The sequence below is a fragment of the Starkeya sp. ORNL1 genome (assembly GCF_012971745.1).
In the GTDB taxonomy this organism is placed as follows: Bacteria; Pseudomonadota; Alphaproteobacteria; order Rhizobiales; family Xanthobacteraceae; genus Ancylobacter.
In genome coordinates this window covers 6,034,953-6,059,388 of sequence record NZ_CP048834.1, presented here as the reverse complement: position 1 = coordinate 6,059,388, position 24,436 = coordinate 6,034,953, and the positions used below count along the sequence as shown (strand labels likewise).

General features: G+C 67.2%; 23 protein-coding genes. 16 read left to right on the top strand and 7 right to left on the bottom strand.

Going from position 1 to position 24,436, the window contains the following annotated elements:
• The first annotated feature begins 11 nt into the window (after positions 1 to 11).
• From G3545_RS28475 to G3545_RS28430, 10 genes are all read left to right on the top strand, one after another.
• Positions 12 to 899 (top strand): ABC transporter permease, encoded by an 888-nt coding sequence (locus G3545_RS28475; RefSeq protein ID WP_246702608.1) that lies wholly within the window; start codon positions 12 to 14, stop codon positions 897 to 899.
• A gap of 11 nt (positions 900 to 910) precedes the next feature.
• Positions 911 to 1,684: an ABC transporter ATP-binding protein gene (locus G3545_RS28470; protein ID WP_170017647.1), complete on the top strand. Its 774-nt coding sequence runs from the start codon at positions 911 to 913 to the stop codon at positions 1,682 to 1,684.
• Positions 1,681 to 2,439, top strand: a complete 759-nt coding sequence (locus G3545_RS28465; protein WP_170017646.1) for an SDR family oxidoreductase — start codon at positions 1,681 to 1,683, stop codon at positions 2,437 to 2,439. The genes G3545_RS28470 and G3545_RS28465 overlap by 4 nt, the downstream gene beginning before the upstream one ends.
• The gene (locus tag G3545_RS28460) at positions 2,433 to 3,143 is read left to right on the top strand and encodes an SDR family oxidoreductase (RefSeq protein ID WP_246702607.1); all 711 of its coding nucleotides are present in this window, start codon (positions 2,433 to 2,435) and stop codon (positions 3,141 to 3,143) included. The genes G3545_RS28465 and G3545_RS28460 overlap by 7 nt, the downstream gene beginning before the upstream one ends.
• 32 nt (positions 3,144 to 3,175) lie before the next feature.
• Positions 3,176 to 3,952, top strand: coding sequence for a creatininase (locus G3545_RS28455; protein WP_170017645.1), 777 nt, complete (start codon positions 3,176 to 3,178; stop codon positions 3,950 to 3,952).
• A gap of 155 nt (positions 3,953 to 4,107) precedes the next feature.
• Positions 4,108 to 5,070, top strand: a complete 963-nt coding sequence (speB, locus tag G3545_RS28450) for an agmatinase (RefSeq protein ID WP_170017644.1) — start codon at positions 4,108 to 4,110, stop codon at positions 5,068 to 5,070.
• Positions 5,067 to 6,023, top strand: a complete 957-nt coding sequence (speB, locus tag G3545_RS28445) for an agmatinase (protein ID WP_170017643.1) — start codon at positions 5,067 to 5,069, stop codon at positions 6,021 to 6,023. Before speB (G3545_RS28450) ends, speB (G3545_RS28445) begins: the two co-directional genes overlap by 4 nt.
• A 75-nt stretch (positions 6,024 to 6,098) precedes the next feature.
• Positions 6,099 to 7,880 carry a chloride channel protein gene (locus tag G3545_RS28440; protein ID WP_246702606.1) on the top strand — a complete coding sequence of 594 codons (1,782 nt, stop codon included), beginning with the start codon at positions 6,099 to 6,101 and terminating at the stop codon, positions 7,878 to 7,880.
• Between the two features lie 149 nt (positions 7,881 to 8,029).
• Positions 8,030 to 10,195 (top strand): malate synthase G, encoded by a 2,166-nt coding sequence (locus G3545_RS28435; RefSeq protein ID WP_170017642.1) that lies wholly within the window; start codon positions 8,030 to 8,032, stop codon positions 10,193 to 10,195.
• Between the two features lie 223 nt (positions 10,196 to 10,418).
• Entirely contained in the window at positions 10,419 to 10,649 is a 231-nt protein-coding gene (locus G3545_RS28430) for a hypothetical protein (protein ID WP_170017641.1), read from the top strand.
• Between the two features lie 3 nt (positions 10,650 to 10,652).
• On the opposite strand, the gene G3545_RS28425 is transcribed toward G3545_RS28430, so the two are convergent.
• Positions 10,653 to 13,046, bottom strand: coding sequence for a phosphoketolase family protein (locus G3545_RS28425; RefSeq protein WP_170017640.1), 2,394 nt, complete (start codon positions 13,044 to 13,046; stop codon positions 10,653 to 10,655).
• 269 nt (positions 13,047 to 13,315) lie between these two features.
• On the opposite strand from G3545_RS28425, the gene G3545_RS28420 reads away from it, so the two are divergent.
• The gene (locus G3545_RS28420) at positions 13,316 to 14,743 is read left to right on the top strand and encodes an APC family permease (protein ID WP_170017639.1); all 1,428 of its coding nucleotides are present in this window, start codon (positions 13,316 to 13,318) and stop codon (positions 14,741 to 14,743) included.
• Here G3545_RS28420 and G3545_RS28415 read toward each other — a convergent pair.
• The 4 genes from G3545_RS28415 to G3545_RS28400 form a co-directional block, all read right to left on the bottom strand.
• The gene (locus G3545_RS28415; RefSeq protein ID WP_170017638.1) at positions 14,740 to 14,940 is read right to left on the bottom strand and encodes a hypothetical protein; all 201 of its coding nucleotides are present in this window, start codon (positions 14,938 to 14,940) and stop codon (positions 14,740 to 14,742) included. The genes G3545_RS28420 and G3545_RS28415 overlap by 4 nt on opposite strands.
• Positions 14,941 to 15,083: 143 nt before the next feature.
• Positions 15,084 to 16,319: an HlyD family secretion protein gene (locus tag G3545_RS28410; protein WP_170017637.1), complete on the bottom strand. Its 1,236-nt coding sequence runs from the start codon at positions 16,317 to 16,319 to the stop codon at positions 15,084 to 15,086.
• On the bottom strand, positions 16,312 to 16,758 hold the full coding sequence (locus tag G3545_RS28405) for a hypothetical protein (RefSeq protein ID WP_170017636.1): 447 nt from the start codon (positions 16,756 to 16,758) through the stop codon (positions 16,312 to 16,314). Before G3545_RS28405 ends, G3545_RS28410 begins: the two co-directional genes overlap by 8 nt.
• A gap of 93 nt (positions 16,759 to 16,851) precedes the next feature.
• A complete protein-coding gene (locus G3545_RS28400) occupies positions 16,852 to 18,339 on the bottom strand; it encodes an FAD-dependent monooxygenase (protein ID WP_170017635.1) in 1,488 nt (495 codons plus the stop codon).
• A 154-nt stretch (positions 18,340 to 18,493) separates the two neighbouring features.
• Between G3545_RS28400 and G3545_RS28395 the strand changes: the two genes are divergently transcribed.
• Positions 18,494 to 18,790 carry a hypothetical protein gene (locus tag G3545_RS28395; protein WP_170017634.1) on the top strand — a complete coding sequence of 99 codons (297 nt, stop codon included), beginning with the start codon at positions 18,494 to 18,496 and terminating at the stop codon, positions 18,788 to 18,790.
• An 84-nt stretch (positions 18,791 to 18,874) separates the two neighbouring features.
• Here the strand turns inward: G3545_RS28395 and G3545_RS28390 are convergent, their stop codons facing one another.
• Entirely contained in the window at positions 18,875 to 19,636 is a 762-nt protein-coding gene (locus tag G3545_RS28390; RefSeq protein ID WP_170017633.1) for an SDR family NAD(P)-dependent oxidoreductase, read from the bottom strand.
• Positions 19,637 to 19,837: 201 nt separating this feature from the next.
• Between G3545_RS28390 and G3545_RS28385 the strand changes: the two genes are divergently transcribed.
• Both G3545_RS28385 and G3545_RS28380 read left to right on the top strand, forming a co-directional pair.
• Positions 19,838 to 20,680, top strand: a complete 843-nt coding sequence (locus G3545_RS28385; RefSeq protein ID WP_246702605.1) for a hypothetical protein — start codon at positions 19,838 to 19,840, stop codon at positions 20,678 to 20,680.
• 110 nt (positions 20,681 to 20,790) lie between these two features.
• The gene (locus G3545_RS28380; protein WP_170017631.1) at positions 20,791 to 20,937 is read left to right on the top strand and encodes a hypothetical protein; all 147 of its coding nucleotides are present in this window, start codon (positions 20,791 to 20,793) and stop codon (positions 20,935 to 20,937) included.
• Between the two features lie 158 nt (positions 20,938 to 21,095).
• Here the strand turns inward: G3545_RS28380 and ggt are convergent, their stop codons facing one another.
• Positions 21,096 to 22,862, bottom strand: a complete 1,767-nt coding sequence (ggt, locus tag G3545_RS28375) for a gamma-glutamyltransferase (RefSeq protein WP_170017630.1) — start codon at positions 22,860 to 22,862, stop codon at positions 21,096 to 21,098.
• 318 nt (positions 22,863 to 23,180) lie between these two features.
• Here ggt and G3545_RS28370 point away from each other — a divergent pair, with 318 nt between their 5' ends.
• Both G3545_RS28370 and G3545_RS28365 read left to right on the top strand, forming a co-directional pair.
• Positions 23,181 to 23,666, top strand: a complete 486-nt coding sequence (locus tag G3545_RS28370) for a YaiI/YqxD family protein (RefSeq protein ID WP_170018321.1) — start codon at positions 23,181 to 23,183, stop codon at positions 23,664 to 23,666.
• A 20-nt stretch (positions 23,667 to 23,686) separates the two neighbouring features.
• Complete coding sequence (locus G3545_RS28365) at positions 23,687 to 24,412, top strand: 3-keto-5-aminohexanoate cleavage protein (protein ID WP_246702604.1); 726 nt, start codon at positions 23,687 to 23,689, stop codon at positions 24,410 to 24,412.
• The last annotated feature ends 24 nt before the right edge of the window (positions 24,413 to 24,436 follow it).

Sequence of the window (24,436 nt, the reverse complement as noted above, 5' to 3'; positions counted from 1 at the left end):
GGGAGCATCAGATGACGGAAGTCGCGGCCGGAACCGCCCCCCTCGGTCGCGATGCCTCTGCCGGCGCCGTTGGGCAAATGGCGGCGCCGGCAGATACTCACGCCACCACCAGCTTCCGGATCGGCGACCTGTTCCGGCTGCGAGCGCCGCTGCCGCCCTTCGTCAGCGGCGCCATCGCGGTTGGCGCGAGCCTGCTGCTGCTCGCGGTCTGGGAGGTCGTCGCCCGCGCCGGCCTTACCAATCCGCTGTTCTTCCCCGCACCGAGCGCCGTGCTCGACGCGATGCGGCGGATGTTCGCCGAGCAGAACCTCGCCTGGCACGCCGGCGTCTCGATCCTCCGGGTCTGGGCCGCGTTCCTGCTCGCGGCGGTGATGGCGATCCCGATCGGCATGCTGATGTCGGGCTACCGGGCGTTCGGCGCTGCCATCGAGCCGGTGATCGACTTCATCCGCTATCTCCCGGTGCCGGCCCTGGTGCCGCTGTCGATCATCTGGTTCGGCGTCGGCGAGGAGACCAAGATCTTCCTGCTCTGGCTCGGCACCTTTTTCCAGCTGGTGCTGCTGGTGGCCGACGACATGCGCCGGGTGCCGCACGAATATATCGAGATCGCCTACACCATCGGCGCCAAGCCCTGGCAGGTCCTGAAGGATGTCGCCTTCCGCGCCATGCTGCCCGGCCTCGTCGACAATCTGCGCATCACGCTGGGCTGGTGCTGGACCTATCTGATCATTGCCGAGATCGTCGCGGCGAGCTCGGGGCTCGGCTTCGTCATCTGGACCGCGCGCCGCTACATGAAGACGCCGGAAGTCATGGCCGGCGTCGTCCTCATCGGCCTGATCGGCCTTCTCACCGACCAGCTCCTGCGCCTCCTCCACCGGCGCGCCTTCCGCTATCTGTGAGGAGCGACGCCATGGCCGCCCATCTCGAATTCGTCCATGTCACCAAGCGCTTCGGCGCGGTGGAAGTGGTCGCGACGCCCTTCGATCTCGCCGTGCAGGACAAGGAGTTCGTGGTCTTCCTCGGCCCCTCCGGCTGCGGCAAGACCACGCTGATGCGCATGGTCGGCGGTCTCGACACCCCGAGCACCGGCGAGATCCGCCTGCAGGGCAAGGCTGTCGGCGGGCCGGACCGTCGCCGCGGCATGGTGTTCCAGTCCTATTCGTCCTTCCCCTGGCTGACGGTGGCCGAGAACGTCGCCTTCGGCATGCACTACCGCAAGGATCTGTCCGAGGAAGAGAAGCTCGCCCGCCGCGATCATTATCTCGATCTGGTCGGGCTTTATGAATTTTCCAACGCCTACCCGAACCAGGTCTCTGGCGGCATGCGCCAACGCATCGCCATCGCTCGCACGCTCGCCTGTGGCTCCGACGTGCTGCTGATGGACGAACCGTTCGGCGCGCTCGACGCGCTGCGACGCGAGCAATTGCAGACCGAGCTGCGCCGCATCCAGCGCCGTGACGCCAAGACCGTGGTGTTCGTCACCCACGATGTCGAGGAAGCCGTGTTCCTTGCCGACCGCGTCGTGGTGTTCTCGCCGCGCCCGGCTCGCATCATGGCCGATATCGATGTGCGCGCCCGCCTCGGCGAGGAACGCACGCTGGAGATGCGCGACGGCGCCGATTTCTTCGCCTTGCGCAACGAGGTGCTGCACCTCGTGCGCACTTATGCCGGGAGCGCAGCATGAAACTCGGTGGCCTGTCCGGACGCACCGTCCTCGTCACTGGCTCGAGCCGAGGCATCGGCCTCGGCATCGCCCGCGCCTTCGCCGCCGCGGGCGCCGACCTGCACATGCTGGCCGACAATGAGGACATCGTCGAAGTCGCCGAACGGCTCGGCGCGAAGGGCTACCAGGCCGACATAACCAAGGCCGACCAGCTCGCCGCGGTCGCGGAGGCCATCCCGCAGTTGCATGTGCTAGTTAACAATGCCGGATTGGAGCTGATAACGCCGCTCGACGACGGCGGCGCCGCCAACGAGACAACGTTCCGGCGCGTGGTCGAGATCAATGTGGTCGGCACCTTCCTCGCCACCCGCGCCATGCTGCCGCGCATCCCGCTCGGCGGGCGCATCGTCAATACCGCCTCGGTGTGGTCGCGCGGCTCGGAGGCGCTGTTCGGCGCCTATGTCGCCTCCAAGCACGCGGTCATCGGCCTCACCAAGACCTGGGCCAAGGAGCTCGGCCCGCGCGGCATCAATGTGAATGCGGTGTGCCCCGGCTGGGTGCGCACCGAGGCTTCGCTACGCTCGCTGAACGTCATGGCCGAGCGTCAGAGCGTCGAGCCGGACGCCTTGCTGGGCGACATCGTCGCCGCGCAGATCCTGCCCGGCTTCATGGATCCGGACGACGTCGCCGGCACCTATCTGTTCCTCGCCTCCGACCTGGCCAGCAACATCACCGGCCAGAGCCTCGGCGTCGATCGTGGAGAATTTCCGTGGTGAATGACCCCCACAAGGATCTGCGCATCGTGGTGACGGGCGCGGCGAGCGGCATCGGCCGCGCCTGCGCCGCGCGCCTCGCCGCCGCCGGCGCCCGCGTTGTCGGCCTCGATCTGCGCCCCGGCAATGGGGACTGGCACATGGTCGCTGCCGACCTCACGCAGGAAGCCGAGGTGGTGCGCGCCATGGAGGCCGCGTCCGCCCATCTCGGCGGGCTCGATGTCGTCGTGAATTGCGCCGGCATCGATCTCGAGAGTCCGCTCTCGTCGTTCGACCTTGATGCCTTCGACCGCATGGTCGCGGTCAATGTGCGCGGCACCATCCTCGTCGCCCGCGAGGCGTTGCGCCATTTCGGCGAGCACGGCCGCATCATCAACACCGCCTCTGAGCTGGCCTATCTCGGCCGCGCCGGCGCCTCCGGTTACTGCGCCACCAAGGGCGCCATCATCTCACTGACCCGCTCCTGGGCGCGCGAGTTGGCGCCGCGCGTGCTGGTCAATGCGGTGGCGCCGGGGCCGGTCGACACCCCGCTGCTCAACTTCGCAGCGATGAACGCGGCGCAGCAGGCGCTGGAGACCACCAACCCGCTCGGCCGCATCGGCAAGCCGGAAGAGATCGCCGAGGCGGTGCTGTTCCTGGCGAGCCGCGCGACGGGCTTCATCACCGGCCAATGCATCAGTGTCGACGGCGGCGCGGGCATGCACTGAAAAAGATGCACTGAGACAACGAGGGGCAAAACATGGTCGACAGCGTCTATCTGGCCGAACTGAGCTGGCCGCAATTCGCCGAGAAGGTCGCGAGCGGCGCGCCGGTGTTCCTGCCGCTCGGCACCACCGAGCAGCACGGCCCGCATCTGCCCTTGAACGTCGATGTCGTGTTGCCGACCGGTGTGTGCGAGCGCGTGGCGCGCGAGGTCGGCGGCCTTGTCGCTCCCACGATCCCCTATGGCTACAAGTCGATGCCGCGCTCGGGCGGCGGCGAGGCGTTCCCCGGCACGCTGAGCCTTGATGCCAACACCTTCTCGCTGGTGGTGCGCGACGTCATTCGCGGCCTCGGCCATCACGGCGTGCGCCGGCTCGTGGTGTTGAACGGCCATTTCGAGAATTCCTGGCCTTCGGTCGAAGGCCTCGATCTTGGCCTGCGCGAACTGCGCCGCGACGGCATCACCGACATGGAGGTGATGCGCCTCGAGTATTGGGACTTCGTCGAGCGCGCGACGCTCGACCGGCTGTTCCCCGACGGCTTCCCCGGCACCGAACTGGAGCACGCCAGCCTGCTCGAGACCTCGCTCATGCTGCTCTTGAAGCCCGAGCTGGTCGAGATGGACAAGGTGCCCTCCGACGGGCCGGCCAAGTTCCCGACCTATGACCGCTTCCCGGTGCCTAGGGATTACGGCCTGCCGCCCTCGGGCGTGCTCGCCGACGCTAGAGGTTCCACCGCCGAGAAGGGCGGCTGGATCATGACCGACCACGTCGCGCTGATCGCCAAGGCGGTCCGCAAGGAGTTCGGGCTTTAGCCCTCACCGACGACGTCATCCTGAGGTGCGAGCGAATAGCGAGCCTCGAAGGATGCTGAAGCAGGAGGCGGCCACAGGAGGCGAACATCCTTCGAGGCCGCTTCGCGGCACCTCAGGATGACGTGGTTCCGTAATGACAAAAGGAAAACAACAAAATGTCCACGCGTTTCGAACCCGTCGATTCCGGTAGCGTGCCGCGCTTCGCCGGCATTCCGACCTTCATGCGCCTGCCGCTGGCGACACCCGCCGAGGTCGACATCGCCATGCTCGGCGTGCCGTTCGACGGCGGTGTCACCAACCGCGCCGGCACCCGCCATGGCCCGCGCGAACTGCGCAACCAGTCGAGCCTGATGCGCCGCGTGCACCATGTCACCGGCGTTTCGCCCTATGACCGCGCCCGCGTCGCCGATTGCGGCGACGTGCCGATCGACCCGATCGACCTGATGCGCACGCTGGACCTGATCTCCGGCTACTATACGCAAGTGAAGGCGGCCGGCGCGCGCCCGCTCTCGGCTGGCGGCGACCATCTGGTCACCCTGCCGATCCTGCGCGGCCTCGCCGGCGACGGGCCGGTCGGGCTGATCCAGTTCGACGCCCATTCCGACACCTATGACAGCTTCTTCGGCCACAGCCGCTACAATCACGGCACGCCGTTCCGCCGCGCCATCGAGGAAGGGCTGATCGATCCCAGGCGCTTCGTGCAGATCGGCCTGCGCGGTGCCATCTCCGACGCCGACAATTACGACTTCGCCAAAGCCTGCGGCGTGCGGATGATCTTCATCGAGGAGTTCGTCGAGCGCGGCGTGAAGGACGTGATGGACGAAGCGCGCGCGATTGTCGGCGATCAGCCGACCTATGTCACCTTCGACATTGACGGCATCGACCCCTCGCAGGCGCCCGGCACCGGCACGCCGGAGATCGGCGGCTTCTCCACGCGCGAGGCGCAGCAGATGGTGCGCCGGCTCGACGGCCTAAACCTGATCGGCGCCGATCTCGTCGAGGTCGCCCCGCCCTTCGATCCGTCCGGCCTCACCGCGCTGACCGGCGCCACCATCATGTTCGAGCTGCTCTGCGTGCTCGCCGGCGCGGTCGAGAAGGCGAAAGGAGCCGCAGCATGAGCCATGGTTATGAGAGTGGCCGGCTGGACCTGCCCTTCGTCGGCATCTGCACCTTCGGCAAGTATCCGCTACAGCTCGACTGGGATCGCATCGAGGCCGATGTCGCCATCGTCGGCGCGCCGTTCGATCTCGGCACGCAATGGCGCTCCGGCGCGCGCTCGGGCCCGCGGGCCATCCGCGAAGCCTCGACGCTGTTCGCCTTCGGCCATGCCGGCGCCTATGACCATGAGGACGACGTCGTCTATCTGCCGGCCGACAAGACCCGCATCGTCGATATCGGCGATGCCGACATGATCCATACCGACACCGCGCGCAGCCACGACAATATCGAGTTCGCGGTGCGCAAGATCCTCAAGGCCGGCGCGCTGCCCGTGGTGCTGGGCGGCGACCATTCCATCAACATCCCCTGTGTCGCCGCCTTCTCCGAGGAGGCGCCGATCCATATCGTGCAGTTCGACGCCCATCTCGATTTCGTCGACGAGCGCCATGGCGTGCGTAACGGCCATGGCAGCCCGCTGCGCCGTGCCGCCGAGCGACCCTATGTGACGGGGCTGACCCAGCTCGGCATCCGCAACGTCTCCTCCACCGCTCGCGAGGGCTATGAGGCGGCGCGCGCCATGGGCAGCGACATCCTCAGCGTGCGCCAGATCCGCAAGCTGGGGACTGAAGCCGTGCTGAAGCGCATCCCTGCCGGCGCGCGCTATTACGTCACCATCGATATTGACGGCTTCGACCCATCGATCGCGCCGGGCACCGGCACGCCAAGCCATGGCGGCTTCGCCTATTACGAGGTGCTGGAGCTGCTGGACGGCCTCACCAGGCGCGGTACTGTCGTCGGCATCGATCTGGTCGAGGTGGCGCGCGAATACGACCCGGCCGGCGTCACCTCGATCCTCGCCGCACAGCTGCTGCTGAACCTGATCGGCCGCGTGCTGCATCATCGAAAGAGCTGACGCTTCGCAACGGCTTGCCAGCCCGCGGCGCGCGTGAGAAGTCACGCGCACCGCGACAGATCGGGCGAGCAGACCGTGGCCAGCTCCGACACTCCGGCCGGCCCGGATGCCGGCGCGCCTGAGCCGCCGCCCGACGGTGCGCATGGCTTGCGCGCGCTGGTGCGCGCAAGCGAGGTCGGCTTCGTGCTGCTGGCCTCGCTCATCGGCGTCTTCGCCGGTCTTTGCGTGCTGGCCATGGGCTGGATGACGCAGACGCTGCACGAGCTGATCTTCCGCATCCCCGCCGGCCAGCATCTCTCCGTCACCCCGGACATTGCCCCCACGCTGACACTGCTTGGCCCGATACTCGGCGGGCTGGCGTTCGGCATCGCCTCCTGGCTGATCTTCCGAAAGCGCAGCCAGCCGGTCGACCCGATCGAGGCCAATGCGCTGCATGGCGGGCGCATGTCGCTCACCGACAGCCTCATCGTCGCGGTGCAGACCGCGGTGTCGAGCGGCGTCGGCGCCTCGGTGGGGCTGGAGGCCGGCTACACCCAGGCGGCGAGCGGGTTCGCCTCGCGCATCGGCATGCTGTTCCATCTGCGCCGCGCCGACCTGCGGCTGCTGGTCGGCTGCGCTGCCGGCGGCGCTATCGGCGCGGCTTTCGACGCCCCGCTGACCGGCGCCTTCTACGCCTTCGAGCTGATCCTCGGCAGCTATTCCATTGCCGCCTTCGTGCCGGTGATGGCAGCGACCTTCACCGCGACGGTGACAAGGCGCATGCTCGACCCCTCGCTGATGGCCGCCACCCCGCCGGTGGTCGCCGGCGTCGGCGCGGCGGACCTGCCTTCGCTCATCCTCCTCGGCATATTCTGCGGCCTGGCCGGCATCGCCGTCATGCGCGGCGCCACCCTGATCGAGGCAGGATTCCGCCGCTCGGGTGTACCGGTCTTCCTGCGCCCGGCCATTGGCGGCCTGGGGGTCGGCGCGCTGGCGCTGTTCTCACCGGCGGTGTTCTCGGCCGGCCATGGTGCCGTGCATATGTATCTCGCGGTGGAGCAGAGCCTGCCGCAGATCGCCCTGCTCCTGCTCGCCAAGGCGCTCGCCTCCTCGGTCTCCATCGGCTCCGGCTTTCGCGGCGGCCTGTTCTTCGCCTCGCTGCTGCTCGGCGTACTGGCCGGGCGATTGTTCGCCTGCGGTCTTGCCTTCCTGCCGTGGGGGCACACCGCCGACCCCACGCTCTATGCGCTGGTCGGCATGAGCGCGCTCGCGGTGTCCATCGTCGGCGGCCCGATGACCATGACGCTGCTCGCGCTGGAGATGACCAGCGATCTCAAGCTGACGCTCGCGGTGCTCGGCGCGGCGGGTGCGGCGTCGCTGGTCACGCGCCGGCTGTTCGGCTTCTCCTTCGCGACCTGGCGCTTCCATCTGCGCGGCGAGAACATCCGCAGCGCGCACGACATCGGCTGGCTGCGCGAGCTTACCGTCGGCTCGCTGATGCGCCTCGAAGTGCCGCAGGTCGAAGCCGATCTCGAGGTCGCCGAGGCGCGGCGGAAATACCCGCCGGGTTCGACCAATTATCTGGTCGCGGTCGAGGCGGACGGTTCCTATGCCGGCATGGTACCGCCGGCCTTGCTCTATCAGGACGAGCCGCCGGCCACTGTGCGAGCGCTGCTGCGCGATGCCGAGCGCATGCTGCTGCCCGGCACCACCATCCGCGACGCGCTCGCTCTGTTCGACGAGGCCGAGAGCGAGACCGTCGCCGTGGTGGCCGACCGCGAGAGCCGCCGCCTCATCGGCATATTGAGCGAGGCCCACGCCATCCGGCGCTATGGCGAAGAGGTCAGCCGCCGCAATCGCGAGCTGACCGGGGAATGACCGCGGCATAGCTCTGCCATGCCCAACCCGAATGGGAGGCATGCGCAGAAAATGCATTCAGAATGCAGTTTCACTCTTGCGCCGCACCATATCTATGCTGCAAGCAGCACTTGGGCTGTTTTGTCGCGCCTTGGCGTGGGGGATATGGAATGAGCCGTGTGGATATGGCCGGTCTGAAAATCGATTCAGCGCTCCTCGACTTCGTCAATGACGAAGCGATCGTCGGCACCGGGCTTGCGCCAGCCGCTTTCTGGGCAGGCTTCGCCGCCCTGGTGGCGGACTTCGCCCCGCGCAACGCCACACTGCTGGCACGCCGCGACGAGTTGCAGGCCGCCATCGACAAGTGGCATCGCACCCAGAAGGGCAAGCCGGTCGAACCCGCCGCCTATGAGGTGTTCCTCGCCGAGATCGGCTATCTGCTCCCCGAGCCGCCGGCCTTCGAGGTGACGACCGAACAGGTCGATGACGAACTGGCGCGCATTCCAGGCCCGCAATTGGTCGTGCCGGTGACCAATGCCCGCTACGCGCTGAACGCCGCCAATGCCCGCTGGGGCAGTCTTTACGATGCGCTCTACGGCACCGATGCGCTGCCGGAGGATGGCGGCGCGGCCCGCGCCGGAGCCTTCAATCCGATCCGCGCCAACCGCGTCATCGCCCGCGCCCGTGCCTTCCTCGACGAGGCGGCGCCGCTGGCCAAGGGCTCCCACGCCGATGCCGCGGCCTATCGCGTGAAGAACAGCGCGCTGGAAATCACGCTGAAGAACGGCGCCGTCACCACGCTTGCCGATCCCACCCGCTTCGCCGGCCATCGTGGTGCGGAGCTGGCACCCTCGGCGGTGCTGCTGGTCAATCACGGCCTGCATGTCGAGATCGTCATCGATCGCAATCACCGCATCGGCGCCGATGACGCCGCCGGCATCGCCGACATCGTCGTCGAGGCTGCGGTGACCACCATCGTCGATTGCGAGGACAGCGTCGCCGCCGTCGATGCCGAGGACAAGGTCGCGGTCTATCGCAACTGGCTTGGCCTGATGAAGGGCACCCTGTCCGCGCATTTCGACAAGGGCGGCAAGAGCGTCGAGCGCCATCTGGCGGAAGACCGCGTCTACACCGCGCCGGACGGCGGTACGCTGACCTTGCACGGCCGCAGCCTGCTGCTGGTGCGCAATGTCGGCCACCACATGATGACCGACGCCGTGCTCGATGCGAATAGCCAGCCGATCCCGGAAGCCTTGCTCGATGCCGCGGTGACCTCGCTGATCGCGCTGCATGACCTGAAGGCCTCGGGTCCGATCCGCAACAGCCGCACCGGCTCGGTCTATATCGTCAAGCCGAAGATGCACGGCCCCGAGGAAGTCGCCTTCGCCGTCGAACTGTTCGCCCGCGTCGAGAGCCTGCTCGGCATGGCACCTAGCACGCTGAAGATCGGCATCATGGACGAGGAGCGCCGCACCAGCGCCAATCTCACCGCGGCGATCCATGCCGCCCGCGAGCGGGTGGTGTTCATCAATACCGGCTTCCTCGACCGCACCGGCGACGAGATCCACACCTCGATCGAGGCCGGCCCGATGGTGCGCAAGAACGAGATGCGGGCCCAAGCCTGGATCAAGGCCTATGAGGATGCCAACGTCGATGCCGGGCTGAAGACCCATCTCGACGGTCACGGCCAGATCGGCAAGGGCATGTGGGCGATGCCGGACCGCATGGCCGACATGCTGACGCAGAAGATCGCCCACCCGCTGGCCGGCGCCAACACCGCCTGGGTGCCCTCGCCCACCGCGGCGACGCTGCACGCGCTGCACTACCATGCGGTCGACGTGTTCGCCCGCCAGGCTGAACTGCGCCATCGCCAGCCGGCCTCGCGCCGCGACCTGTTGACGATTCCCGTGCTCGACCGCGGCAATTGGGAGCCGGCGGCGGTGCAGGAGGAACTCGACAACAACCTCCAGGGCATCCTCGGCTATGTGGTGCGCTGGATCGACCAGGGGGTCGGCTGTTCCAAGGTGCCGGACATCCATGATGTCGGGCTGATGGAGGATCGCGCCACGCTACGCATCTCCTCGCAGCACGTCGCCAACTGGCTGCTGCACGGCATTGTCAGCGCCGAGCAGGTCGAGGAGACGCTGCGCCGCATGGCCAGGGTGGTCGATCAGCAGAATGCCGGCGATATCGCCTACCGGCCGATGGCGCCGTCCTATGACGGCGTCGCCTTCAAGGCGGCGCGTGACCTGGTCTTCGAGGGCCGCACCCAGCCCAATGGCTACACCGAGTTCATCCTCCACGCGCGGCGGAAGGAAGCGAAGGCGGCGGCGTAAAGACTCACATCTCGTCATCCCGGACGGCCGAAGGCCGATCCGGGATCGTAGGAAGGTGTTGATCGGCAGCCTCGCGCGATCCCGGCTCTCCGGCTTCGCCTCCGGCCGGGATGACGGCTGGAGCCCGCCGCCACCGTTGCTATCCCTGCAACGGTGCTCCTCGCCCGACGAGGATATCGCAGCGCGTCATGCGTGCTATGGTCCCCGTCAACGGAGATGGCTCATGCACACGCCCGTTCGACACCCGGCCGCGACCACGCGCCGCCCGGAGGATACGGACAAGGCCGGCGATATCGACCTCGGTATCGTCTGCGTCGTCTCCAGCGTGGGCCTCTGGCTGACCTGCCTGGTGACGGTGGCGGTCAATGCGTCCGTCCTCGGCCTCATCCTCGTCCTCCTGGCCGGCGCCGGCATCGCCGGGAACGCCTGGCGGCTCGTCACCTCGAAGCGATAAGCTTCACGCCGCCGGCCACTTCCAGTCTCGCACCTCGGGCATGTCGAGGCCGTGGGCGCGGATATAGCGCTCATGGTCGATCAGCTTGTCGCGGATCGCCTGCTTGGCGTAGACCGCCGAAGCGCCGAGCGAGGGTACCCGGTCGATGACATCCGCCACCAGATGGAAGCGGTCCAGCCGGTTGCGCACCACCATGTCGAACGGCGTCGTGGTCGAGCCCTCCTCGACATAGCCGCGCACATGCATGTTGTCGTGGTTGGTGCGCCGGTAGGCCAGCCGGTGGATCAGCCACGGATAGCCGTGATAGGCGAAGATCACCGGCTTGTTGGCGGTGAACAACGCATCGAAATCGGCATCGGTCAGCCCATGCGGGTGTTCCGACTTCGGCTGCAGCGTCATCAGATCGACGACATTGACGACCCGGATCTTCAGCTCCGGAAAATAACCCCGCAGCAGGTCAACCGCGGCCAGCGTCTCCAGCGTCGGCACGTCGCCGGCGCAGGCCATGACGACATCCGGCTCGCCGCCCTTGTCGTTGCTGGCGAACTCCCAGATGCCGATGCCTTGTTCGCAATGCCGGATGGCGGCATCCATGTCGAGCCATTGCGCCTGCGGCTGCTTGCCGGCGACGATGACATTGATGCGGTCATAACTCCGGAGGCAGTGATCGGTGACATGCAGCAGCGTGTTGGCGTCCGGCGGCAGATAGACCCGCACGATGTCCGCCTTCTTGTTCACCACATGGTCGATGAAGCCGGGATCCTGATGGCTGAAGCCATTGTGGTCCTGCCGCCAGACATGGGAGGTGAGCAGATAATTCAGCGAGGCGATGGGTTGGCGCCAGGCGATATCGCGCGATGTCTTCAGCCATTTCGCATGCTGGTTGAACATCGAATCCACGATGTGGATGAACGCCTCGTAGCAGGAGAACAGGCCGTGCCGGCCGGTGAGCAGATAGCCCTCGTACCAGCCCTGGCAGGTATGCTCGGAGAGGATCTCCATCACCCGCCCGTCCGGCGCGAGATGGTCGTCCTCGGGAATGGTCGCGGCATCCCAGGCGCGATCCGTCACCTCGAACAGCGCCTGCAACCGGTTGGACGCGGTCTCGTCGGGGCCGAAGACGCGGAAGTTCCGCGTGGCGTCATTGGCCTTCATTACGTCGCGCAGGAAGGTACCCATCACATAGGTCGCCTCGCCTTCGACGCCGCCGGGATGCGGCACGTCGAGCGCGTACTGCGTGAAGTCCGGCAGCCGCAGCGGCCGGCGCAGCGCGCCGCCATTGGCGTGCGGATTGGCGCTCATGCGCCGTGCGCCTGACGGGGCGAGCGAAGCGATCTCCGGCTTGAGCCTGCCCGCCTCGTCGAACAGCTCTTCCGGCTTGTAGCTCTTCATCCACTCTTCGAGCAGCGTGACGTGCTCGGGCTTCGACATGTCGCTGAACGGCACCTGGTGCGAGCGCCAGAACCCTTCCGTCTTCTTGCCGTCGACGAATTTCGGCCCGGTCCAGCCCTTGGGGCTGCGCAGTATGATCATCGGCCAGCGCGGACGCTCCGTGGCGCCCTCCTCGCGCGCGGCATGCTGGATGTCGCGGATCAGGTCGAACGCCTCGTCCATCGCTGCGGCCATCTTCTGGTGCATGGTCTCGGGATCGTCGCCCTCGACATGGATCGGCTGGTAGCCATAGCCGCGGAACAGTGCCTCCAGCTCTTCCGGCGAGATGCGCGCCAGCACGGTCGGATTGGCGATCTTGTAGCCGTTGAGATGCAGGATCGGGAGCACCGCGCCGTCGGTCGCCGGATTCAGGAACTTGTTGGCGTGCCACGAGGTGGCAAGCGGACCGGTCTCCGCCTCGCCGTCGCCGACCACGCAGGCCGCGATCAGCTCGGGATTGTCCAGCACCGCGCCATAGGCGTGGCTCAGCGAATAGCCGAGTTCGCCGCCCTCATGGATCGAGCCCGGCGTCTCCGGCGCCGCATGGCTCGGGATGCCCCCCGGAAACGAGAATTGCCGGAACAGCCGGCAAATCCCGTCCTCGTCCTGCGAGACATCGGGATAGGTCTCGCTATAGGTGCCTTCGAGATAGGTGCTGGCGACCACGCCCGGCGCGCCATGGCCCGGCCCGGCAATGAACAGCATATCGACGTCGCGCGCCTTGATGATGCGGTTGAGGTGCACGTAAGCGAAGTTCAGCCCCGGCACCGTGCCCCAATGACCGAGTAGGCGCGGCTTGACGTGTTCGAGCGTCAAGGGCTCGCGCAGCAGCGGATTGGCCAGCAGATAGACCTGGCCGACCGAGAGGAAATTGGCCGCGCGCCACCAGGCATTCATGCGGCCCAGTTCGTCGGGGGCCAGTGGCCCGCTCGCCTGAGCCGGGGTTTGGGCGGTCGCCGCGTCCATATCGCTCTCCTCGCACCGTGGCGTCTCGTCCCGTCGACGATACGCCCGCAAAATCGTCGTTGCCGTGACACCCTGCAGATACGACACCTTCGCATAGGCGGACATGGCGCGGCATTGACCCGGGTCAAGCTCTGTAGCGACCTGGCATTGCTTGAGCACGGCTCAGGCCAACCTCAAGCCCACCTTGAGCGGAACTCACCGGGAGTAGTTGAACAATACCGCCCTTGGCGCATTAGCATTGTGTGCTTGACCCAAGGGGAGCGACGTCGATGACTGATGTCCCGATAGAACAGGGCGTAATCGCAACATTACCCACCGCCGAGCCGAGCCTGCACCGGGTCATGGGCCCGTGGCTACTGCTCCTCTTCATCGTCGGCGACATTCTCGGTACCGGCATCTATGCGCTCACCGGGCAGGTGGCGAAGCAGGTCGGCGGCGTGGTCTGGCTGCCGTTCCTCGTCGCTTTCGCCGTCGCCCTCGTCACCGCCTTCTCCTATCTGGAGCTGGTGACCAAATATCCCCGCGCCGCCGGCGCCGCGCTCTATACGCACCGCGCCTTCGGCATCCATTTCATCACCTTTCTTGTCGCCTTCGCGGTGATGTGCTCCGGCATCACCTCGGCCTCCACCGCCTCGCGCGCCTTCGCTGCCAACATGGTGGCGAGCTTCGGCCTCGGCGATCTCGGCGCGGCAGGTGTCACCGCCATCGCCCTCGGTTTCATGGCGCTGGTGGCGATCGTCAATTTCCGCGGCGTCGGCGAGAGCGTGAAGGCGAATGTGGTGCTCACCCTCGTCGAGCTCACCGGTCTCCTGATCATCATCATGATCGGGCTGTGGGCGATCGGCGTCGGGCAAGGCGACGTTTCCCGTATCACCCAGTTCCAGCCGGTGGGCGACCGCGGCGTGTTTTGGTCGGTGATCGGCGCCACCACCCTCGCCTTCTTCGCCATGGTCGGCTTCGAGGATTCGGTGAACATGGCCGAGGAGTGCAAGGACCCCTGCCGGCATTTCCCGAAGGTGCTGCTCGCCGGGCTGGTGATCACCGGCGTGATCTATGTGCTGGTCTCGATCTCGGCGGTGACGCTGGTCGCGCCCGACCAACTCGGCGAAGGCGAGACGCCGCTCCTGAAGGTGGTGCAGGCCGGCGCGCCGGGCTTCCCGCTCTGGATCTTCGGCTTCATCACCATGTTCGCGGTGGCGAACAGCGCGCTGATCAACATGCTGATGGCGAGCCGGCTGGTCTATGGCATGAGCCGCGAACGGGTGCTGCCCTCTGCACTCGGCAAGGTACATGCGACGCGCCGCTCGCCCTATATCGCGATCGGCTTCACCACGCTGCTCGCCTTCGCGCTGATCAGCTTCGTCGGCCAGGTGCCGGCGCTGGGCGGCACCACGGCGCTGCTGCTGCTCTGCGTGTTCACCGTGGTGAACGTCGCGGTGCTGGTGCTGCGGCGAGATCCGGTCGAGCACAAGCATTTCCGCACGCCGACCTTCCTGCCGGTGATCGGGGCGCTGACATGCGCCTTCCTCGCCGGGCCGTGGACCGGGCGCGATCCCGCGCAGTATCGCATCGCCGGCATCCTGATCGGCGTCGGCGTCCTGCTGTGGTTCGTCACCGTCCTCGTCAATCGCTCGGGCGCTCTGCGGCCGGAAGATCCGGCCGAGCACGCCGAGCGTCACACCGGCGGGGTGAACTAACGCCCCGCGACCTGCGTCGCCGGGGCATCGCTCGCTCCGAGCATCAGCAATCCGAGCACGTGGGGCGCCAGCGCGCTCTCCACCTGTTCAGTCAATATGCAGCGGCCCTGCGGGTCGCGACTGAAGGCGTTGGCGGCATTGACGAGGCCGAAAGCGGCGACGCTGGCGATAGCAACGATGAAGAGCATCTTGCGCATGTCGTGTTTCTTTCCTGCCTTGGAAAGGGAGCCATCCGGCCCGTTGTTGAAGGCAGGATGGCACCGACACTGTCGCAACGAAATGAGTGATATAGCGCTGACGATATTGCAAACGCGCAATATCGCCAGCGGCAGACCGAGCCTCAGTGTCCGGCGAACACGAGGGTCTGGATCGGAAGCAGCAACGCCTGCACGCGCAGCAGCGCCGCATGAACGAGGCCGACGGCATCCACCGCGTGGAGGACGAAGCCGCGCAGGGCGCCGGTGCCGGGCTTGGCGATCTCGTCATGATTGCTGCTATAGGCATTGGCGATGCAGCTGCTGCCGGGCGTCACGCCCTCGAGCCCGCCCTCGTAAAGCGGCTCGAGGAAGACCAATATGGTTCCCGGTCGTATCGCCTGGTTTGGATCGACCAATTGCTCGCCACCACGAAACTGGCCGGCGGCGATGAAATCCTGCACCGTTGTCACCACCATCGGGATGATTTCCCAAGGCTTCGACACGCACGTTGCTTCGGCGACCATGCCGACCTTCATGACCTGGGCTTCGATCTGACCGAAGCCCGCCGTTATGGCTTTCCGCCCGGCACCTTCGGGAATGAGGACACCGGCAGGACGCATGAATGGGTTGACGATGTCGCCCACCCGCAATCCGAACTGCTCCACATGCCCGCTCACGCCGGCGCGGATGACGGTCTTCGACAGGTCCACCTCGGCCTGGGCCAAGGCAGCTTGGGCGCTGGCCTTCTCGGCGGGTAGAAGTGTGGAAATACGCGCCTCGGCCGCGTCCTTTGCCGCCGTAGCGGCAGCGACGCTCCCCTTCCGGCCGTCCACGACATTCTGCAGCCGCTCGATCTCGCGGACCGTGACGGTGGCGGAGTTGCGCCGCATCAGTTCCTGCTTCATGTCCAGCTCGTCAATGGACTGCTGGTACGCGCTCGTCGCCTCCTGGATCCGGCCTTCCGCGGCCAGGAGGTCGGTCCGTGCCACCACAAGAGCCGCGTCGACCTCGGCGATCTTGCGATGCGCGGACTCCACCGCCGCCTCCTGCGCGGAGCTGTCGAGCCGGAAGATCGGTTCGCCTTGCTTGATCCTACTGCTTATGCCGCTGACATAGACCTCGGCGACACGCCCGTTGGTTTCGGAAATGATCGGAACGGTCCTGAAGTACAATATGGCATTGCTGGTCGAGGGGTGATTGTAGAAGATCACCGTGATCAGCCCGATGGTGAGCATGAGGCACATGGTGATGCCCCAGCGCAGCTCGAAGAACACGGAATAGAGCGTGATCTCCTTGCCGAGCCGCTTGCCCTGGCCGTAGCGGCGATAGAGATAGTCCGGAAAGATCGTCAGCAGCGAGCAGAGGAGGAGCTCAAGCATGGGTCAGCTCCTTCGTCTCTTCGCGCGCGTCGCCATGGTCATGCGCCAGCGGGGCGGCGGGATCGTCCGGCACTCCCTCGGCGCCACGGCCCGGCGCGAACCCGGCGAGTTTCTCGAGTGATCCTGCCATCCGGCCGAGCGGCCCACCGAAATCTGGCAAGTCGACCAAGGCCAGCACCAGGCCGGCCACCCAGAAAGCATGAATGTGCGTGAACAGGGCCAGCAGGCCCAACACAGCGACAATTTCGAACTGCAGCTTCTTGGACTTGTGGGCAATGCGCTCCGGCAGGGTGTGCAGCCGCAGGAACAGGAGGCCGACGGCCAATACGGCGACAATCAGGAAGACCGCCATCACCACCATGAGGATGTCGGTGTCGCCCGGCGCGGTAATGAATGGCGGTAAATGGTGGGGAGCAGCAGGGTGAAGCGACGCACTCATAACAGCCTCACGTCCGAGCTGATTCACACATGTCAATTAGCACAGGTTGCATGAGCGGACGAGGACATAAGAGGGATACCTCGCCCCTGCTCCTCACCATTCTACCAGTCGGCGCCCGCGGCCGACAGCCTCGAGATAATCCTGCGCGGAGGGCAGATCGCCAGGCGCCGCGACCAGCCCGACATAGCCGTCCGGCCGCACGATCCACAGCCCCTCACCCGGCGGATCGTCCCCGGTATCCGCATCGACGAGATGCGGATACTCGGCGGCGAGCGCCGCCGGCTCGCCGGCATTGCCGAGCACCGTGAACAGCGCCCGCGCGCCAAGGCCCGCCACCGGCACGGGCAGCCGTTCGCCGGCATCCGGCAGGTCGTCGGGCGGCGGCACGACGGAAACGCTCAGCGGGCTCTTGGCATAGGTGATGTCGAGTTCACCGAGCTGGCGCTCCGCCTTGCGCCGTACTTGCGACAGGCCGAGCACGAAATGCACCACGCTGTTGCGCACCGCCTGCGCCAGCGGATTGCGCAGCAGCGCCATGTCGGTGAGGCGGGTGGCATTGCTCAGCACCAGGTCGCCGACCGCGCTGCGCTCGATCGAATAGCTATCGAGCAGCTTCGGCCCGGCGCCGCCGGCGTGCACCAAAGCGAGCTTCCAGGCGAGGTTGAAGGCATCCTGCATGCCGGTGTTCATGCCCTGCCCGCCGGCGGGGCTGTGCACATGGGCGGCATCGCCGGCGAGGAAGACGCGGCCCTGCCCGTAATGCTCGACCTTGCGCTCATTGATGCGGAAGCAGGTGAGCCAGATCGGATTGCTGCCGGTGATGCCCTGCGGCCCGCGCTCAGCGACGAGCGCCACGACTTCGGCGAGCGTCGGATCGGCGCGCGGTCCCTCCTGCTGCGCCGGACCAAGATCGGCAACGATGCGGAAACGTCCCGCGCCCATCGGGAAAATGGCGAGGATGCCGTCGGCGTGCCAATAGATCAGGATGCGATCCTCGCCGATCGGCCCGGCGAGCATGAGGTCGGCCAAGAGCCAGTCGCTCATCTGCGTCGAACCCTCGAAATTGAAGCCGAGCGCATGGCGCACCGTGGAATGCGCGCCGTCGCAACCGACCAGCGACGCGGCCGCGACCTGCCGCTCGGCGCCATCGGCGGCGCGCAACGTCGCGCTCACGCCGGTGTCCGAGGTGGTGAAGGCGGTCATCTCGGTCTGCCGCTCGACGCTGACGCCGAGGGTGACGAGGTGCTCCTCCAATATCCGCTCGGTCTCGGTCTGCGGAATGACCAGCGCGAACGGATAGAGTGTCTCCAGCTCGGCAAAGTCGAGCTGCGCAATAGTCTCGGCGCCGTCGAGGATGCTGCCGTGCGGCACCTTGTTGCCGGCCGCCACGAGGCTGTCCGCCAGCCCGGCACGCGCGAACAGTTCGAGCGAGCGGCACCAGATGACCACCGCCTTGGACCTGTCGGTGCGGGCCGCGGCCTTGTCGATGATTCGCACCGGCACGCCGAAGCGCCTCAGTTCGATGGCGAGCGTGAGCCCGACCGGGCCGGCCCCGCAAATCAGGACACCATCCTCAGCCATGAGCTTTCCCCGTTCCGCACACCGCATCACCTTGCCACGCTGCCGTGCGCTTGCCCATCGCTTGCACTGGGTCACGACAATGCGTACGCCTTGTCATGAAACCGCCGTGCTCGCTGGGGCTTGTCATGGAGGATAGCTGATGGAGGACACGCTCATGTCCATGAAGACCCTGTCGCCCATCAAGACCGTCTGCGCCGCCGTGATCCTGACAGCTGTGGCGCTTGGCTTCGCCGCTCCGGCGAGCGCGCAATATAGCGGCAACTCGGTACTGCGGAATCCGGGCGCATCCACCCCTACCCCGACCATCCGCAAGGGCGGAAGCTACCAGCCGCCGCCGCCCAATCCCTATTGGCGGCCGGGCCAGTTCCGCTCCGACATGCCGGGCGCCGGCCTCAACCCAAGCGTGCGCTGCCCGCCGGGGCAGGCGAACTGCGCCCCAGTCCCGCAGTGAGTGTCTGACCACGTTCTGGAACGGCCGCGGGCCATGTCCGGGATAGTCCCTCTCGCCAGCGGGGAGAGGGAACCAAGTGCTCCCTCAGAACTGCACGCCGCGTGTCAGTGCGCCATCCACCACGAGGTTGGTGCCGGTGATGAAGCTGGCCGCAGGGCTCGCCAGGAACACCGCGGCGTTCGCCATTTCCTGCGGCGTGCCCATGCGCCCGGTCGGGTTCAGAGCCAGCGCCGTGGCATAGAGCTCCGGATTGCCGTCCTTGATCTGGTGCCACACCCCGCCCTCGAAATAGGTATTGCCCGGCGAGACGCTGTTGGCGCGGATGCCCCTGGCCGCCAGCTGGTAGGCGAGCCCCTGTGTGTAATGGATGATCGCCGCCTTGAAGGTGCCGTACGGCCCGGCGGCGAAGTCCACCTCGCGGCCGGAGACGCTGGAGATGGTGACGATGGCCGGATGCGGGCTCTTCTCCAGATAGGGCATGGCGGCATCGACCAGGCGCACCGTGCCCATCATGTCGGTGGAGAAGCCCGCCTTCCAGCTTTCCTCATCGGCGCCGATGGCGAGTGCGCTGACATTCGCCACCACGATGTCCAGCCCGCCCCACTCGGCGGCGACGTCGGCCACCCAGGTCTTCAGCGCCGGCCCGTCCGAGACATCGAGCGCGCCGCCGGTCGCCTTGACGCCCTTGCTCGCGAGCGCATTCACCGCCGCCTGCACTTCATCCGGCTTGCGGGCGCAGATGGCGATGTCAGCGCCCTCCGCGGCGAAGGTTTCCGCGATCGCCCGTCCGATGCCCTTGGTGCCGCCGGTGACGAGCGCACGCAGGCCTTTTAGTCCGAGATCCATGGTCTTGCTCCGGAGGTTGCCGCGGGTTTGCCCCGCTTGCCGTGCGGCGATGATGCGGGAGCATGCGATCTGCGGCAATGCGGCGAAGGTGAAAGCTGCCGAAGGGTCACGTGGTTGCGGGTGATTTCTGATACACGCGACGTCGTAGTTTTGAGAAGACTATCGGCTATCGTGCGGCTCCCTCCGGGAGGAAACCAAATGATGCCGCGTCCACTTCATCTGCCGAGCACTGCCGCTGCCCTCGCCTTTGCCCTGATCGGGCTGTGCATGCCCGCGAACGCCCAACCGACGCAGGCCCAGCAGAGCGCCATCCGCTCCGCCTGCCCGTCCGACTTCCGCGCCAATTGCTCGGGTGTACAGCCCGGCGGCCAGGCGGCGCTGACCTGCCTGCAGCAAAACATGGCGAAGCTCTCGCCCGCGTGCCAATCGGCAGTCGGCGCGATCGGTGGCGGCGCTACGGCGGCACCGGCCACGACGACGGCCCCCGTCACCACCACGGCTCCGGCGTCATCCCCGGATGCGGGAGCGTCGACAGCGCCCGCCACGGCTCCCGTTGCCGCCCCGACGACGACGCCAGCCAAGCCGTCGACAGCCGCCAAGCCGCCGGCAGCCGCGAAGCCGTCGCCGTCCACCAAGCCGACGCAGGCCCAGCAGAGCGCGATCCGTTCCGCCTGCCAGTCCGACTTCCGCGCCAATTGCGCCGGCGTGCAGCCCGGCGGATCCGCCGCCCTCGCCTGCCTGCAGCAGAACATGGCGGGCCTGTCTGCCTCCTGTCAGAAGGCGGTCGGCGCGGTCGGTGGCGGCGCTGCCGCGGCACCCGCCGGCACCGCGCCGCCTGCGGCCGCTCAGCCGGCGACGATGGCTCGCCCGCCGGTGGCACTGACACCGCGCCAGGAGATCATGATCGTGCGCCAGACCTGCGGCCCCGATTTCCGCCGACTGTGCAGCACCGTGCCGCTCGGCGGCGGCCGGGGCATTGCGTGCCTGCGCGCCAACGCCGCCTCGCTGTCGCCCGGCTGCCAGAGTGCGCTGATGGGGCGCTAGCCCCTGTCCCGGCCGTTCCTGCCGCGGCCGATCGGCGCGCGGCAGGAACGTAATGCCGACACGCCCGTTCTCATCCTCGCCGCCGGTGCGGCGGGGATTGGGGACAAGTGATGAATCGAAACGTGCTTTATGCGGTGATCGCGATCCTGGCTGTGGTCGCTGCGGTGCTCGCCTATCAGGCTTACGAGCGTGAGCAGCACTCGCTGCGCATCGAGGTCGGCCCCGAGGGCATCAAGGTCGACCCGCCGACCAAATGACACCGGGCAAACGGGGCAAGCCTCCAGCTTGGCGCCCACGGCGCCGACAGCCTCCGCCGTCAGGCCGATCCGGGATCGCGCAAACATCGGGAAGCGATCCCGGCTCTGTGCTGCGCTTCGGCCGTGATGACACCAGTCAGACGATGGACGCCCGGTCCCTATTCGCCGATCGCGATCCCCTCGCGCCTGGGATCCGCGGCGCCGGTCAGCTCACCCTCGCCGATGGCGATCGCCTGCACGCCGGAGGTCATCTCCGCGCTTTTCACGGGAAAGCCGAGCGCCTTCAGTCCCGGCTCCAGCGCCTCGGCGCTGGTGCCCTTCTCGATCTCCACCGCATCGAAACGCGCCAGCACGTTGGGTGCCGCCACCGCCGCCTGGATATCCATGCCCCAGTCGAGGTGAGACACCAGCGTCTTTGCCACATAGCCGATGATCTGGCTGCCGCCCGGGGAGCCGAGCGCCAGCACCGGCTTGCCGTCCTTCAGCACGATGGTCGGCGTCATGGAGGAGCGCGGACGCTTGCCGGGCTCGACCCGGTTCGCCACCGGCACGCCATTTTCCTGGCTCTTGAAGGAGAAGTCGGTCAGTTCGTTGTTGAGCAGGAAGCCGCCGACCATCAGCCGTGAGCCGAAGCCGTTCTCGATGGTCGTGGTCATGGAGAGCGCGTTGCCATCGGCATCCACGATGACGATCTGGCTGGTGGAGGGTAGCTCCAGCGCCGCGTCATCCGCGTAAGCCGGCGGGCTGAGCAACGCATGGTCCCATTTCGGCATGCCGGCAGCCACCTCCGGCAGCGCATCGTCGCCGCGCAGCAGCTCGGCGCGGGCCTTTAGATAGTCCGGCGCCAGCAGCCCCTTGGTGGGCATCGGCACGAAATCCTCGTCCGCCATGTAGCGGTTGCGGTCGGCGAAGGCGAGCCGCGAGGCATCGGCGATCAGCCGCCAGGATTCCGGCGAGGTCGGCCCCAGCGCTTTCAGATCATAGGGCTCCAGCATGCCGAGGATCTGGCCGAGCGTGAGCGCGCCCGAGCTCGGCGGTCCCATGCCGCACACCTCCAACCCGCGATACGGCCCGCAGACCGGTGAGCGCTCCTTCACCCGATAGGCGGCAAGGTCACCCTCCGCCAGCACGCCGGGATTGCCGGACGCCTCGCGCACTGTCCTGACGATCTCGGCGGCGAGCGGCCCGGAATAGAAGCTGTCCGCCCCTTCCTCCGCCAATGCGTGCAGGGTCGCGGCATAGGCCGGATTCCTCAGCACCGCGCCAGCCTTCAGGGGCGCGCCATCGGGGAAGAAATAGGCGGTGGTCGGGGCGAAGCGCTTCAGTGCGTCGCCTTCCGCAGCGACCAGCCCGGCGAGACGCGGCGAGACGTCGAAGCCCTGCTCGGCCAGCCCGATGGCCGGCTCGAACAGCCGCCCCCAGGCGAGCTTGCCATAGCGCCGGTGCACCACCTCCAGGAGGCGCGGCGTACCGGGCGTGCCGACCGAACGCCCGCCGACCACCGCCGCCATGAAGCCGAGCGGCTCGCCCTTCTCGTTCTGGAACAGCAGCGGCGTCGCCGCCATCGGCGCGGTCTCGCGGCCGTCGAAAGTGGTGAGCTTGCGCTCCGTGGCGTCCCAATAGACCAGGAACGATCCGCCGCCGAGACCCGAGGATTGCGGTTCGACCAGGCCGAGCACCAGTTGCACGGCGACCATGGCATCGATCGCGCTGCCGCCGGCGCGCAGCATCTCGGCACCGGCCTGCGCGGCCAGCGGATTTGCCGCAGCCACCATCCAGTTCTTCGCCGTCACCGCCGGCCTCGTGGCGGTGGCGCCGCCCGGCCGCTCCGGCGCCAGCGTGTCGGAGGCTTGCTGGGCAAGGGCCGGCGCGGCCAGCGAAAGACACATGGCGAGGCTCGCCAACAGGACCTTCCATCGCGTCATCCCAATCTCCCCATAGCTGCCGACATGTCACACCGTAACCGTATGTGAAGGGAGAAGTTCGTGCATGGGGTGACGAATCAGCAAATCTGGATAAACTGCTGTTGTCGTCAACAATTGAAAGGAGGTGATCCAGTGTCTGATCGTCTTGATCCGCGGTCGTCGGTATCCGTGACCTGGACACTTGCCTCTTTTGAGGTCCGTGCAGCGTAACGCGACGTTTCGCGCCACCTTCTGGGCGCTACCGGGCCGAACCGCGGCTTGACATGGGAAGGGCTGTCCGCAAGGACAGCCCTTCTTTCTTTGGTGTCACATTTCTACTTGGCGGATTATGCGCTGAAACCCGTGGTCATCTATATCGACGCCGATGCCTGCCCGGTGAAGGACGAGACCTATCGCGTCGCCGGTCGCCACGGCCTGCACGTTTTCGTGGTCGCCAACAGCTACATCAACGCGCCGCGCGAGGACTGGATCGAGCGCGTGGCGGTTGCCGCCGGGCCCGATGTCGCCGATGACTGGATCGTCGAGCGCGCCGAGCCGGGCGACATCGTCATCACCGCCGACGTACCGCTCGCCGCCCGTTGCGTCGCCAAGGGCGCCGAGGTGCTGGCGCCGACCGGCAAGGCCTTCACCCCCTCCTCCATCGGCATGCAGCTGGCGACCCGCAATCTGATGCAGGATCTGCGCGAGGCCGGTACCGTGACCAGCGGGCCGCGCCCGTTCGGCCCGCGCGACCGTTCGGAATTCCTGCAGGCGCTCGACCGCACGGTCATGCGGCTGAAGCGCGCGGGGTATAGTGCGGGGTGAGTCGTTTCGGGGGGAAGGACATGATGCTCCAGGCTTGCCTGAATGGTGGGCGCGGCAAGGATTTCCATCCGGCCATGCCCTGTAGTCCCGACGAACTTGCCGCCGACGCCAGCCGCGCCGTGGCCGCCGGGGCGGCGGAACTGCATATCCATCCGCGCGATGCCGCGGGCATCGAGACGCTGGAACCCGACCTCGTCGCCGCCGCGCTCACCGCGGTGCGGACGATGGTTCCGGGAATTCCCGTCGGCCTCTCGACCCATTGGGATATCCCGCCCGGCGGCATTGCCCGGCGCCTGCCGATCTCGCGCTGGAGGGTTCTGCCGGACTATGTCTCGATCAACCTGGTCGAGCAGGATGCGCCGCAGCTGATCGTGGAGATGCTGGGCAAGGGCGTCGGTGTCGAGGCGGGCCTCTGGTCGGCGGCGGATGCGGAGCGCTTCGCCCACCTTCCCGACGCGCGACGCTGCCTGCGCGTGCTGATCGAGATCAACGAGCAGGATGCCGTGGAAGGTCTCGCGGTCGCCGCCGGCATCCGGCAGGTGCTTGCCGACCATGGGATCGCGCTGCCACAGCTGCTGCACGGCCTCGATGCGACGGTCTGGCCGCTCCATGAGGAAGCACTGCGCCTCGGCCTCGACAGCCGCATCGGGCTGGAGGACGGACGGGACCTGCCGTCCGGCGCGATGTCGGCCGGAAATGCCGAACTGATAGCGGCAGCGGTGGCGATGAGGGCAACGTCATCCTGAGGTGCCGCGAAAGCGGCCTCGAAG